Raw genomic sequence first — 12544 nt, 5'->3', positions numbered from 1 at the left:
GTTTCTCTATTACTATAGTCTACGGAGAGGCTTATGGCTCTTGAAGACCTCAAATTATCAATGATATTGACGCTAGGCTTCATCTTCGGCTTAACTACACTAGCATTTGTATTCATTCTGGATTTAATGGGACTGGCATCTCCTATCGCCGCCCTCATACTTGCTTTAATCTTCAACGTAGGGCAATGGCTTATTTCTCCCTACCTGGTAGAACTATTTTACCATGTTAGGGAGCTACCCTATAGTGAAGCCCCTCACGTACATATGGCTCTTGAAGAAGTAGTCTCCCGAAGTGGCTTACGTGAAAAACCAAAATTAATGATCGCTGAAGTTCCCTATCCTAACGCTTTCGCCTACGGCTCGCCGCTAACCGGACACAAGATTGCAGTAACGCGAGGACTTCTAAACACTCTTAACCGAGACGAGATAGCCGGAGTCCTCGGACACGAGGTTGGACACATAGTTCACCGGGACGTCCAACTCATGACCTTCGTCTCGGTGTTGCCAGCCTTCTTCTATATCATTGGGAGGATGTTCCTCTATTCAGGTGGTGGTAGAGACCGCGACAGAGGCGGGGCTATTGCCCTAGGCGCTCTAAGCATCTTCTTGTACTTTATTCTGAGTCTAGCAAATCTACACCTAAGCAGAATACGTGAATACTATGCAGATTACCACAGCGTCAAAACCGCCCCCAACCCCAGCATAGGTGCAGCACGGCTCATGTCCGCTTTAGCAAAAATAGTTGGTTACACTGGCAGGCTTAAACTCCAAGGAGCACAGCTACACGTTGCAGGATTCAAGGAGCTATTCATAGCCGACCCTGACAGTGCCGTCCAAGACATGGAAGCACTAGAAGGATACGAGGCTGCCAAGAGGATAGCCCAGAGCAAGGTTACCACGGCTGACAAGCTAATGGAGCTTTTCTCAACACACCCCAACATTGTAGAGAGGCTCAGACGCCTCGAGGAGCTCGGAAAACTTCAGGCACTTTAAACTGTATTTTCTGTTCTGCATCACTGTCCTGATATCGATTGCTTCAGTTTTCCCATTATAAATAAATAGAAACCATTCTTACTATTTTTCGGAATGAGTAAAAATCAGACCCAGGGCCTCAGCATACAAGAGGCTGCAGTGAAGCTTAGAGAGAGCTTTAACCAGAGAGAGACTATAATCTTGGTTGCTGATTGCGAGGTAGAATACTCTGGTCGTGCATCCTCAAAACTAGGTAGAGGAGAACGCATAGTACTGATTAAAGGCGATGGAACAACGATAGTCCACAGACCTTATGGGTCTACGCCCGTGAACTACCAACCCGAAGGAAGCATACTATCTGTTAGAGCAGAGTCTAACAGACTTGTAATCTCAGCGGTTCGCCCGAAACCCAGTGAAGAGTTAAAAATATATGCTTATAGGGTTCTCGGCCTTTACACCTTCAAACTAGAGGATACGGCAAAGTTTGACATGTGGGGTGATGAAGACGATATCAAACGTGCAATTATGGCGTATCCCTTGGAGGTTTTAGGTGAAGAGCTTAAGCCAATCGAGGAAGAGGTTAAACTGGGGACAGCCGGGTTTGCAGACCTTTTAATGATTGATAATAATGGAAACTACGTCCTTATCGAGGTCAAAAAAGATACGGCGGGAGTCGACGCAGTATATCAGCTTAAAAGGTATATTGACAGGCTCAGTATGAGTACTGGTCATCATGTGAGAGGGATTCTCGTTGCCCCCGGATTCACTAAATCCGCGTTGATCGCGCTTGAGAAGGAGAGCATCGAATATAAGCAAATTAGTCTACAAAAAGTCTCCAAGATACTGCGTAATACTAAGGTGGGCCTTCCTCTCTAAAGCCGATACAGCGATCCCTAAATTCACAATACTCGCATAGCCATCCTTTCTCGGGGGCCGGAGGAACAGCTAGTCTAAGTGAGTTACTGAGGCTCTCTGCTCTCTCTAAGAGTGTCTGTATTCTCTGCTCATCACGTATAATCGGGAATGCTTTAACTTGACCTGTCGTCTTCGACACGTATACTAGGAAACCCTTGTTTTTCTCTGCTAGCCAGAAGTAAAGCTGCATTTGATCAACATGATGTTCACGCGGTTCGCGCGGGATATTGCTGGCCGTCTTAAACTCAAAAATCAGTTCTCCGGCTATCCTATCAACACGTCCCTTTATAGTTACTCCTTTGTATTCTCTCTCGAAACTTTTCTCGCCTTCTCCAAGAGGAAACTGACTGTTAATTAGATAGTGGACATCATCCCCTAAAAGAAGTATTACTATTTTCTCGTCAGATATTGGCCCTGCCATTGTCCTCATGTACCAGGAGCGGAGAAGGCAACCGGTAACCTCAGTAACGTAGATCACGTTAGGAGGTGCGGTCCACGAGCCTCTGTCTTTTTCATAGGCCGTTCTAAGAGAGCGAAACACTATTCTTTCGACATCTTGTGGAGTTAAGGACATATCACGGATGATATTAAACGTTTAGTATAATAAATAAAGATTTGTGACAAAAATTGGGGGGCGCCTTGCCTAAAGCGATTACTGTTTTTGAGGTTCGCGAGAATATAAGTAGTAAAGACGTCTACGATAAATTGAAGGGATTTTCTCTTGCCAGAGGGAGCCTAGAAGCATTTGGGCGTAAATTCACCCTGGGGGTGAGGGTTGTCGAACTTGAAGGTGGGGAGAGTGAGGTTTCAGGGGTATATGAGGAGGTAACGCCACACTCTCTAAGTCTTGACAGCGAATCCGTAAAACTTCCACGCTACATTCGGATAAATTTCCACTTCACTTGGTTACGGCAAGGAATATTCCTGCTTGTTGCCTCAGGGAAGCGGAACGGCATGAGAGTGTCATCAACTTTTTCACAAGCGCTCTTTGAGCGTCCCGATGGGATCATGCCGGTCTACCTTCCACCACAAAGGCTTCGAGAATTATACATGGTAGATGCTGAGCCCAGACAGGTTATCTTCACGGGGCTACGAGAAGTGGCTGGTGTCGACACGGTAGTTTTATACGGTAAAGCCTTATCGCAATCCACTCTTTTGAAGAGGTATATGCAGGTTGGCCAGGAAAAATACGTGGTGTTTAAGACTGAAAAAGGATTACTTGGGGCATCTGTAGGGGGTCTTATTCTCGCTTTCAGCAAGCTGGACGAGGACGAGTTTCGTCAATTTGTAATAGAAAAGGTTATACCAAGGGTCGAACCCTTACCCGTCTAAAAATCATCTAAACCTTGTTAAAGCCTTGGAAAGGTCTACCTTTACGGGCAATCTCTCGGCTGGAGGTGGGTTCATAGCATGCTTGAAAGTGTCTTCAAGTGTAGGCTCTTCCCTCTTATAAAAGACGCCTATCGGAATTCTCTTATCATTCTGCATTGCTAGTCTGAACGCCTCCTCGAGATTTGAGGGGTCATGTCCGGACTCCTCAAGCTTATACACTCTTTCACGCAAAACCGTATAGGTGTTAAAGAAGGTGACGCACGGCTGGAGTACATCAATAAAGGCAAAGCCCCGGTGACTGATGCCCTCCTTTATTATCTCCTTTAGATGATCTATTTCAGCGCTGAACCCTCTAGCTACAAAAGTTGCCCCACTAGCCAGGGCTAGCAATAGAGGGTTGATCGGCTTCTCAAAGTTTCCAAAAGGAGTAGACTTTGTTTTGACACCTATCGGGGTAGTAGGAGTGACTTGTCCGGTAGTAAGACCAAACACCATGTTATTGTGGACTATAAGTGTTATGTCAATGTTCCGACGGGCAGCATGGGGAAGATGGCCCATCCCAATGGCGTAAGCGTCCCCGTCTCCCGAGTGAGCTATCACAGTCAGCTTGGGGTTTGCTAGCTTTATGCCCGTAGCGAGAGGCAGTACTCTTCCATGAATCGTGTGGAAAGCATTTGTCTTCATGTAGTCACTGATTCGTCCGTGACACCCGATTCCGGTGACTATGACGACCTCTTCGGGGGCTAGTTTTAACTCCGCTAACGCCTTCCTTAAAGCTAGCAATATTCCGTAGTTCCCGCAGCCTGGGCACCAAACCGGCCTCCTCCCAGAATCATACGTCGTGATATCCATTTATACCCACCCCAATGAAGCAATATAACTTTCTATTTCCTCTGGGTCGAAAGGCCTGCCGTCGTATTTTCCAAGGAATCCATGAGGCTTGACGAGCAATTTTTCCCGTATAACAGATACAAGTTGACCTGTCATGTTGTTCTCGATTACCACGAATTGTGATCCAGCTAGCTCCTTACGTAGCGCCTCTTCAGGGAAAGGCTCAAGCCAGAGAACCTGTACAACCCGGATATCTTTAAGGCTCTTAAGGGCTTCAAGTATAGGCATCTTCGTAGAACCCCAGGTAACTATAATCTTGTCCCCTTTACCATACGTTTTTACTCCCTCTTTCTCAGCTATGCTTTTTAGGCTTTCATATTTCCTAAACCTTTTCTCATTCATTGATCTCACCATCTGGGGATCGATGGTTCCTCCACCATACTCGTCGTGCTCGCTGCTGTTAGCGTACACAAGAGCATTCTTCGTCCCAGGTAGTGCCATGGGTGACACTCCATCCTCGGTTATCCTGTATCTAGCATAATCTCCCTGATACTCTCCGCGTATAACGGAGCCTGGGCTGGGCGTTAGAGACGGGAACTCGTCGATGCTCCAGTAACTCTCAGCGAGGAATTTATCAGAGAGAAGAATAACGGGCACTTGATACCTCCACGCTATCTCCATGGCTTTAAAGCTCAATGTGAAGGCTTCGCCAGGATCACCTGGAGCTAAAACTACACGCGGAAACTCTCCTTGAGAAGCATGTATGACGAACCTCAAATCGCCCTGCGCCGTATGGGTAGGTAGCCCCGTCGAGGGTCCAGGTCTCTGCACCTCTACTATCACTATAGGTGTCTCGGTCATTGCTGCTTGACCAAGCGCCTCAACCATGAGTGAGAACCCCCCGCCACTCGTGGCGACCATCGCTCTAGCGCCAGCATAGGCGGCTCCTATAGCCATGTTTATGGCTGCAAGCTCGCTCTCTGGCTGAAAAACCACGATTCCGTAGTCACGTTGAATTTCGGCTAGGAAATGGAGGATTGGGCTGGCGGGAGTCATAGGGTATGCGGCGAAGAAGCTCATACCGCCGGCGAGAGCGCCTAGAGCTACGCTAGAGTTCCCGTCTATAAGGAGTCTCCTTTTTTCTTCCACCTTTTTCGAGAGTTGTGGGAACTGGCCCACTGAAAGAGCTACGCCAAGCTCGTAACCCTTATTTATGAGTTTTAAGTTAAGTTCAGCGTACTCTTTTCTATGCTTGAACTGTTCGCTGATAACCTCACTTACCGTATCCTTCGATGCACCGAGGATACCAAAAATGACGCCAGATGCCAATGTGTTTAATGCGACTTGAGGAGCCTTGTACTCTTCAAGTACCTTTCTAAAGGGGAAAGCCCTAATATGTTCGTTGTAGTTTTGGCCACAATCCTTCTCATCACAAAGAATAATTCCTCTCTCGCTAAGCTTCGAAATATACGCTCTTGCCGAGTAGTTATCTAACGCGAGTACGATATCGGCAAGTCTCCTATGGGAAAATATGTATTCATCGGGAGAACTTCTAATTAGGGCCCACTGGTTACCTCCTCGGATAAGGGATGGGTACTCGTTAGTTATAAACACGTTGACTCCATGTCTAAACAAGACGCGTCCTATGATTAGGCTTGCTGCAAAGACACCTGCTCCCGCGGGGCCGGCCACAAGGATTGAGAGAGGCCAATCTTTACCCACAACTACACCTGTCCTTTTAACTATGTCAATTAAGTTATAAATTTATTGTACGATAGATTTAAAGAGGTGTACATCAATATGCATGAAACTTTAAAAGGAATCTATGCCTTAATAATAAAAGTTCAAGAACCCATACATTTTATGTTTAAAAGGGAAAATGTGTGTTTGAAGCCTGGGATTTACGTTTACATAGGCTCTGCTAGAGGACCTGGAGGAGTAAAAGCACGCGTAGACAGACATAGAAAGCCTCTAAAAAAGATCAGATGGCACATAGATAACGTAACCTCTTCCCCCCATGCACGTGTACTTGGAGTGGTTTTTGCCAGCTCTCCCGGGCCAGAGTGCGTTTTAACTCCCATTTTGGAAGATCTCGGCTTTACGCATCCCATCAAAGGCTTTGGTTCATCTGACTGCAAGCTGGGGTGCTACTCACACTTTTTAAGATGTAATAGTGAAATCATCAAATGCTATGATGATGTCCGAGAAGCTTTCAAGCAAAGTTTTTTGAATGATATTCGAATAGTTCATTTTGAATCTTAAAGTTCAAGCTTCTGGATTGATGCTAAGACTCTTTTTCTTACCTCTTCAGCCGGTGGAGGCTCCTTAATCACTACGCCCTCTTTGATATATGTTTCAAGAAGAGGCCTCATTTCTCCTCCACACTTTGGGCATTTAGGAGGCTCACCCCCCTCCAGTGTGACTACATCGATAAGACAGTTGTTGCACCTGTAGACCTCCTTTCTTCCCGAGAGTTTACCTCGCTTCGCCACAGGCACCCATCTTCCATCCTTCTGCACAGCTGTGATATCCATTGAGAAGTCTATGGGAGGAGCAGTTGATATGGATGCCCCTACGCCAAAACCATCAGCACCAGCTTTTACTAACGCGGGAATCCTCTCTTCGTCAATGCCTCCCGATACAATGACTTTTATATCCTTAAATCCTCTAGCTTTGAGCTTCCACTTAACTTCTCTTATGATATCTTCAAAATTCCCCCGTCGGCTCCCCGGAGTGTCAAGTCTAACACCATAGAGTTTTTCTCCTAGAATGTCCGCGGCTAGCATCGACTCCTCTACTTCATCGAAAAAGGTGTCAGCTAGGACAATTCTAGGAACATCCTTTTCGATAATCTCGTCGAACGCTATCCATGCCAACGTGTGATCTCCTTTATAAGCTCTGAAGAGTATCATCAAGCTATGAGGCATCGTTCCCGTGGCCCTTATACCCAGGGCTTGGGCCCCAAGAACAGCAGAAACCCCGTCAGCGCCACCAATATATGCATAAAACTCGATGAAGGGGGCTAGAGCTGGATGCTGGCGTCTAGCTCCGAAGGAAAGAACGATTTTCTCTCCAGCTGCTTTTTTCACTCGGGCTGCTTTAGTGGTTATGCCTGAGGCCGAGGCGAGGAAGCCTAGTAGAGGTGTTTCAAGTTCTAGGAATTCACCTATAGGGCCCTCTATTGTCATCACGGGAACCCTGATGCCGGAAAAATCGCTAGCAGTGAAGATCTCCCCCTCAGGCAAAGACCGCAGAGTTATTTTTCGTCCTTTCAGGAGCTTTATAACTTCGCGTAAACCCGCGAAGACGCCCCATCTATAGCTCTCGGGAAGTTTGCTGGCAGTTACTTCCATATGAACAACAGCGTCTATAAGGCCGTTTTTTTCAAGAATTCTTCTGGTACGCGTGAAATACACGTCCGTCGTCAAACCCTCCTTTATTTCATCGAACGTGGCGTAAATAAAGCGTTCATTCCAATTATTCATATACATCAAGTCATAGATTCTCATGATGGGAATTAATGTGTTTCGACATGACTTGGCTTGTAATATTATTCTTCTGCAGGAAGATTAAAGATCCTTAGAGTCCTTGCTAAACTCAAAGAACGTGAACACCCAGATATAGAATGGTCCCCGGGCCGGGACTTGAACCCGGGACCCTCCGGCGCGTCTTAGACGCGTTGCCGGTTTCCAGCCGGCTGACACGGCTTCACAGCAGGGATTTACCCCTCTCGCCGTGCGCTTCGAGCTACAGCCGGCCGCGATACCGCTACGCTACCCGGGGACAAAATAAAAACAACTTAACGGTTTTATGAACATTTCGCTAGATGTGAAGCCTTTCAGTAACTAGACTCTCTTAATCTTCACTTGTAGTCTTGTTGCCTCCTCCAACGCTTCCTTGGTTACTCTACTCTTCAACCTTCCCCCGCTATAAATTACGATTACTGGCTTCGAATTAAGCAGTTTAGCCTTCTCAGCTACAGCCTGTACGTCTCTTGGATGTAAGGGCTTTGGACTCGTGTACACCTCTACTACAAGCCTGTTGCCGTTTCCTTGAACTATTATATGGGCGTCCCCCAGTCTTGTCGGATGCCGTATACGGACACTTAACCCGGCCTCTAGGTACCTTGAAGCCACTTTTCCTATAATTCCATACCTTTTGATTAGTTGTTTTTGCAAATAGCGTACTCTTGCGAGCGTCATAATCCTCGCAATTAACCACAATTACACGTTTTGAAAAATTTTTCTGGGGAAACACAGCTGCCCTGCGCCACTGAGTCGGGCTCCCGGGTTACCCCCATGAGGGGTTATTGTTTTATTCCTTTTGCCTCTGTCGGTCATATCTTGCCTTTCTTTCCAGTAAGGGCCTACGCTGAAATCCTGCCAGACCAAAGGAGCGCACTCGACAGCATAGACGCGATGCTCAGAGAGCTAGAAGAACTCTCAGCCAGGATCGATGGCCTCCTCGAGGAATAAGAGGCATCTTTCTTTAGGATCCTCACAGACCTATCACTCATATTAAAACCCTACGCCTCCCATATAATTATGAAAACATAAATCCTATCCGGGATATAGTACCGTCCTCCTCCAATACTACACGTATAGTGTAGGAAAAGGAGTAAAGCTCCAGACCCTTGAAAAGCTGATGGATGAACACGTATGCATGGAGGGCAAAGGATGTGTGATCATAAGGTAGATGTACATTGCTCTAAGCACACCCGAATCTCCTCTGAGAGGTATCTCCTTGACAGGGTGCAGGAGACGAAGAAACCCTAGGCTTGTGTGATTGGAGGAGAGGGGTCTCTACACGTACTAATTAAGCTTTAGAGACGCTATGAAGCTTGTTGAGCATTTTTTAACCGGGTAAAGTTTACCTTTGATCTCCTGAGTTAACAGTGAAAGGGTAACCGCTTTAATTTTTAAGTAAATGACGAAGCTTTATTCGACGAGTTAAAGATTAATACCTTATAATAATAACACTAAATATGTCTCTTTCGAGTACTCTTTACGAGCTACTAGTTGCGGTGGTCACACTATTTGACTCTCTTCAACGTCCCGTTACGAGTAGTGAGATAGCTACGCACCTTGGGAAGAGTGAGGGAACTGTAAGAAACTCTATATTAGCTCTTAAAGCGATGGGACTCATTGAAGCTAGGACGGGACCGGGTGGAGGTTATCTCCCAACGGTTAAGGGTATTGAAATAGCAAGGTCCCCCCAATACTTGGAGAATTTTATTGAGCCTACACCAATAGTTATTGACTCTCATCCCTCGCGAATCTATGCCCTAGAGCTCGACATCCTTGGACTAGCGGATCCCGCTGGAGTTAAGGCTGTTCTCAAGGTGTTTGGCAGCATAAACCAGTTGAGGGAGGGCGCTCACGTCAAACTCGGCCCTACGCCCAGAACCAGACTAATAATTGATGGATATGTTTTGAAAGTGGATTACAAGCGACACGAGATACTAATAGAGGTTAACTCCCTTATAGCGGTGCCCAAAGCCACTGCAGGCGAGGTGATGACGCCTAGCCCTGTGGTCGTCAAGAGAAGTGTAGACCTTACTGCTGTAGGGGATCTTTTACTCTCTAATGACATTAGAGCCATACCGGTCGTTGACGATGACGGGAAGCTCTGCGGAATTATAAGTGCATCGCATGTCGTCAAGGCTTATCTCAGGCGTGATTATAAAGGAAAGGTGGAAGACTTCATGGAGACGAACGTTCCAAGGGTGGGAACTGGGGCTGACATAATGGATCTCATGAAAATTCTTGCCTCGAGAAAAACGGGAAGAGCAGTCGTGGTGGATGAATTAGAGAGACCTGTAGGAATAGTGACAAGAACGGACGTTCTTAACAAGCTTGTACGGTACACCCTGTCATATCAATAGGTAGAGCCTTCTAATAGGCTTCCAGCATACACACCGTTATGCAAATTCTCCTTAGGAAAATATATTTAAGTAGAAAGACTAATTAATATAACTTGATATGAGCGCACAAAGCTCAAATAGCAAACTTTACAGTTACTTAATTTTAATAATAGGTCTTCTGATCGCGGCTGCCATACTTTATGAATTCTATCAAGCCTACACTGTTAACCCCCAGGATCCATGGAGTGTATTCCCCCTCTCACGTTTCTTCACCCAGTTCACCAACATAATCTTCTACATAGGCGCGGTTGTGTGGGTTATAGGAACTCTGGTCTTCCTAGTCGAGCTAGCCGGATACACAATCACTCTTAGCGGCCTTAAAAAGACAGGTCAAGGCGTAAGCAACTGGGGCGTGCTGGACGTAGCCTTAGCAGCTCTTAGCGCAGCAGTCTATGGAGGTCTCCTAGCAGCTACAGCCCCTATAACCATAGTGCCGGGCTTTACATGGATAAGACCCGCCAACTCACTAGCACCCCTCTTCGGCATGTTCTTCGGTATTCCAGGGGCACTCGGGGTAGCCTTCGGCAACCTAATCGCTGACGTTCTTGCCGGTTACTTTGGCGTGGGATCCATAGGAGGCTTCGTGGGCAACTTCCTTATAGCTTACATTCCTTACAAATTTGTACGTGACCAGACTTTCAAGTCGGCCGTATCCCTAGCCGACTTTTACATCTGGGGAGTAATTGTTCAGGCTCTCGTCAGCGCAGTATACATATGCTGGTGGCTTGACGCTATGCAAGCCGTCGTAGGACTACCCCTCTTCGTAATCTGGGGAATTATTGCCCCCAGCATTCTCAGCAACAACATAGTGGTTAACGCGATTCTCTCGCCGATTCTAGGCGCTCTACTATTCCCTTATGTTAAAGGGAGAGGTTTATACTGGAAGGATAGGGTGAAAAACCTAGCATAAAAACGATAATTTTATAATTTTTTCAACATTACTCTGTTAAACCCTTGGTGTCTTACTCATGTTTACTGGCCTTTACATTGAAAGAAAATCATTCATGCACGGTCTCGACCCGCGGTCAAAGCTTATATGGTCGATACTGGTGCTTGCGGCCTCGATAGCTACACAGTTTAACGGTATAAAGGGAATACCTGTCTTCATCTCCACACTCATGGCCTTATCACTTTCAGGACTAGGTACGGGGGTTGCCCTCCTCCTGATCTTCAACTCTTTAATATTCTTCCTTGTCTCCACTATTATATGGGCCGGCATTTATAGCTCGCAGGGAACTGTGTTGCTCGAGATGGGCTGGCTCCGAGTTACCGATGTTGGCCTCTTAGTAGCTTTGGGCAAGTTTTTCCTCATAGTCAATCCGATAATCGCATTTGTAGTATTTTTCGCATCTACTAAGCCCTACCATTTAATGTGGACTCTTGAGAAGATCAAGGTTCCCCATAAACTAGCGTTAACCTTTGTTATAGCATTGAGTCTACTGCCCTCAATGGTGAAAGTGGCAGGCGACGTAATAGACGCGCAAAGAGCGAGGGGATTGTCATTGGACAAAGGAAGCTTGGTGGAAAGAATCAGGAAGCACATCCCTATCATTGTTCCTCTTTTCTCCAAGATGCTGACTGACGTGTGGGATCTAAGCCTCGTCCTAGCTACTAGAGCTGTAGGATACGGTAAAAGAACATATGTATTGGAATCGAATTGGAAGAGTTCGGACACTATATTCATCTTAGTTTCCCTAGTATTTTACGGGGTGATAGCGGCTTGGGGTATGGGTCTGATACAGTTGTAAGGTTAAGAGAGGTGTACGCTAAGTATATTACTTCGGATAAATGGATTATAGAGAACGTCTCTTTAGAGATATCAAAGGGAGAAACTGTCGTATTGATGGGTCCCAGTGGCTGCGGGAAAAGCACGCTGCTCAACATTATCTCAGGGCTCCTCCCAGGAGTGATTCCAGGGCACGTCAAGGGCGAGGTCTTCGTCGACGGAGTAGACCCCGTTAAGCAGGGCTACAAGGCTTTGACAGGCAAGGTGGGCATCGTCTACCAGAACCCCGAGATCCAGATAATTACTCGTTCGGTATTCGAGGAGCTAGCCATGGCGCCCGAAAATCTTGGCCTCTCTAAAGATGAGGTTCTCGCTCGCGTTGAGTGGGCGCTTGATGCGCTTGGGCTCAGAGGGTATGAGCAAAAGGATCCCCAAACCCTCTCGGGCGGCGAGAAGCAGCTCCTGGCAATAGCAAGCGTATTAACCATGAAGCCCAAAATACTCCTCCTAGATGAGCCTACCTCCATGCTTGATCACTTGGGCACACAGATGGTTCTAACAGCCATCTCGAGGCTAAAAGAGGAGTACGGCTTGACAATTATCGTAGCAGAACACAGGGTCGAGTGGGCCGTCAATGTTGCCGATAAAATTTATCTCATGGATGAGGGCAAGATTCTCCTAGGAGGCACCCCGCAGGAAGTCTTCTCGCAAATGGATTTGGTGACCAAGCTAGGCGTTAGGCCCCCAGGTGTAGCGGAGATCGCCTACCAGCTCATGAAGAAAGGTGTCAGGGTGAAAATTCCCGTCCGCCTTGAAGACTTCAAGGAGCTCAGCTGGTGAAGGGT

General features: G+C 46.7%; 14 protein-coding genes and 1 tRNA gene. 9 read left to right on the top strand and 6 right to left on the bottom strand.

Features of this window, described 5'->3' with window-relative positions:
* Positions 1 to 33: 33 nt before the first annotated feature.
* Together MA03_RS04865 and nucS are read left to right on the top strand one after the other, a co-directional pair.
* Positions 34 to 993, top strand: coding sequence for a zinc metalloprotease HtpX (locus MA03_RS04865; protein ID WP_052884193.1), 960 nt, complete (start codon positions 34 to 36; stop codon positions 991 to 993).
* 93 nt (positions 994 to 1086) lie between these two features.
* Positions 1087 to 1848, top strand: a complete 762-nt coding sequence (gene nucS / locus MA03_RS04860) for an endonuclease NucS (RefSeq protein WP_052884192.1) — start codon at positions 1087 to 1089, stop codon at positions 1846 to 1848.
* On the opposite strand, the gene MA03_RS04855 is transcribed toward nucS, so the two are convergent.
* A complete protein-coding gene (locus MA03_RS04855) occupies positions 1826 to 2461 on the bottom strand; it encodes a PD-(D/E)XK nuclease family protein (RefSeq protein ID WP_052884191.1) in 636 nt (211 codons plus the stop codon). The two genes, nucS and MA03_RS04855, sit on opposite strands and share 23 nt — an antisense overlap.
* A gap of 65 nt (positions 2462 to 2526) precedes the next feature.
* On the opposite strand from MA03_RS04855, the gene MA03_RS04850 reads away from it, so the two are divergent.
* Entirely contained in the window at positions 2527 to 3219 is a 693-nt protein-coding gene (locus MA03_RS04850; RefSeq protein WP_191118421.1) for a hypothetical protein, read from the top strand.
* 3 nt (positions 3220 to 3222) lie between these two features.
* Here MA03_RS04850 and MA03_RS04845 read toward each other — a convergent pair whose 3' ends face one another.
* Both MA03_RS04845 and MA03_RS04840 read right to left on the bottom strand, forming a co-directional pair.
* Positions 3223 to 4071, bottom strand: coding sequence for a thiamine pyrophosphate-dependent enzyme (locus MA03_RS04845; RefSeq protein WP_052884189.1), 849 nt, complete (start codon positions 4069 to 4071; stop codon positions 3223 to 3225).
* On the bottom strand, positions 4072 to 5772 hold the full coding sequence (locus MA03_RS04840; protein ID WP_052884188.1) for a 2-oxoacid:acceptor oxidoreductase subunit alpha: 1701 nt from the start codon (positions 5770 to 5772) through the stop codon (positions 4072 to 4074).
* Between the two features lie 45 nt (positions 5773 to 5817).
* On the opposite strand from MA03_RS04840, the gene MA03_RS04835 reads away from it, so the two are divergent.
* The gene (locus MA03_RS04835; protein ID WP_219731623.1) at positions 5818 to 6312 is read left to right on the top strand and encodes a GIY-YIG nuclease family protein; all 495 of its coding nucleotides are present in this window, start codon (positions 5818 to 5820) and stop codon (positions 6310 to 6312) included.
* On the opposite strand, the gene MA03_RS04830 is transcribed toward MA03_RS04835, so the two are convergent.
* From MA03_RS04830 to MA03_RS04820, 3 genes are all read right to left on the bottom strand, one after another.
* Entirely contained in the window at positions 6309 to 7535 is a 1227-nt protein-coding gene (locus MA03_RS04830) for a nicotinate phosphoribosyltransferase (protein WP_191118419.1), read from the bottom strand. The two genes, MA03_RS04835 and MA03_RS04830, sit on opposite strands and share 4 nt — an antisense overlap.
* Positions 7536 to 7676: 141 nt before the next feature.
* Positions 7677 to 7833, bottom strand: a tRNA-Tyr gene (locus MA03_RS08675).
* Between the two features lie 62 nt (positions 7834 to 7895).
* Positions 7896 to 8252, bottom strand: coding sequence for a hypothetical protein (locus MA03_RS04820; protein ID WP_052884186.1), 357 nt, complete (start codon positions 8250 to 8252; stop codon positions 7896 to 7898).
* 141 nt (positions 8253 to 8393) lie between these two features.
* Here MA03_RS04820 and MA03_RS08995 point away from each other — a divergent pair, with 141 nt between their 5' ends.
* The 5 genes from MA03_RS08995 to MA03_RS04795 all read left to right on the top strand — a co-directional run bounded on the left by MA03_RS08995 (position 8394) and on the right by MA03_RS04795 (position 12539).
* The gene (locus MA03_RS08995; protein ID WP_257719657.1) at positions 8394 to 8525 is read left to right on the top strand and encodes a hypothetical protein; all 132 of its coding nucleotides are present in this window, start codon (positions 8394 to 8396) and stop codon (positions 8523 to 8525) included.
* A gap of 509 nt (positions 8526 to 9034) precedes the next feature.
* Positions 9035 to 9934, top strand: a complete 900-nt coding sequence (locus MA03_RS04810; RefSeq protein WP_052884184.1) for a CBS domain-containing protein — start codon at positions 9035 to 9037, stop codon at positions 9932 to 9934.
* 97 nt (positions 9935 to 10031) lie between these two features.
* Positions 10032 to 10883 carry a QueT transporter family protein gene (locus MA03_RS04805; RefSeq protein WP_052884183.1) on the top strand — a complete coding sequence of 284 codons (852 nt, stop codon included), beginning with the start codon at positions 10032 to 10034 and terminating at the stop codon, positions 10881 to 10883.
* Between the two features lie 58 nt (positions 10884 to 10941).
* On the top strand, positions 10942 to 11721 hold the full coding sequence (locus MA03_RS04800; protein ID WP_052884182.1) for an energy-coupling factor transporter transmembrane component T family protein: 780 nt from the start codon (positions 10942 to 10944) through the stop codon (positions 11719 to 11721).
* Positions 11694 to 12539: an energy-coupling factor ABC transporter ATP-binding protein gene (locus MA03_RS04795; protein WP_191118418.1), complete on the top strand. Its 846-nt coding sequence runs from the start codon at positions 11694 to 11696 to the stop codon at positions 12537 to 12539. Before MA03_RS04800 ends, MA03_RS04795 begins: the two co-directional genes overlap by 28 nt.
* Positions 12540 to 12544: the final 5 nt, after the last annotated feature.

This window comes from Thermofilum uzonense, from assembly GCF_000993805.1.
Lineage (GTDB): Archaea > Thermoproteota > Thermoprotei > Thermofilales > Thermofilaceae > Thermofilum > Thermofilum uzonense.
Note: the sequence above shows the minus strand (reverse complement) of the source record. Positions and strands in the feature narration are given on the sequence as shown.

Excerpts from the sequence above, each read along its gene's own strand:
- MA03_RS04865 (WP_052884193.1), top strand. The coding sequence starts at position 34 with ATGGCTCTTGAAGACCTCAAATTATCAATGATATTGACGCTAGGCTTC.
- nucS (WP_052884192.1), top strand. The coding sequence starts at position 1,087 with ATGAGTAAAAATCAGACCCAGGGCCTCAGCATACAAGAGGCTGCAGTG.
- MA03_RS04855 (WP_052884191.1), bottom strand. The coding sequence starts at position 2,461 with ATGTCCTTAACTCCACAAGATGTCGAAAGAATAGTGTTTCGCTCTCTT.
- MA03_RS04845 (WP_052884189.1), bottom strand. The coding sequence starts at position 4,071 with ATGGATATCACGACGTATGATTCTGGGAGGAGGCCGGTTTGGTGCCCA.
- MA03_RS04830 (WP_191118419.1), bottom strand. The coding sequence starts at position 7,535 with ATGAATAATTGGAATGAACGCTTTATTTACGCCACGTTCGATGAAATA.
- MA03_RS04820 (WP_052884186.1), bottom strand. The coding sequence starts at position 8,252 with ATGACGCTCGCAAGAGTACGCTATTTGCAAAAACAACTAATCAAAAGG.
- MA03_RS04810 (WP_052884184.1), top strand. The coding sequence starts at position 9,035 with ATGTCTCTTTCGAGTACTCTTTACGAGCTACTAGTTGCGGTGGTCACA.
- MA03_RS04805 (WP_052884183.1), top strand. The coding sequence starts at position 10,032 with ATGAGCGCACAAAGCTCAAATAGCAAACTTTACAGTTACTTAATTTTA.
- MA03_RS04800 (WP_052884182.1), top strand. The coding sequence starts at position 10,942 with ATGTTTACTGGCCTTTACATTGAAAGAAAATCATTCATGCACGGTCTC.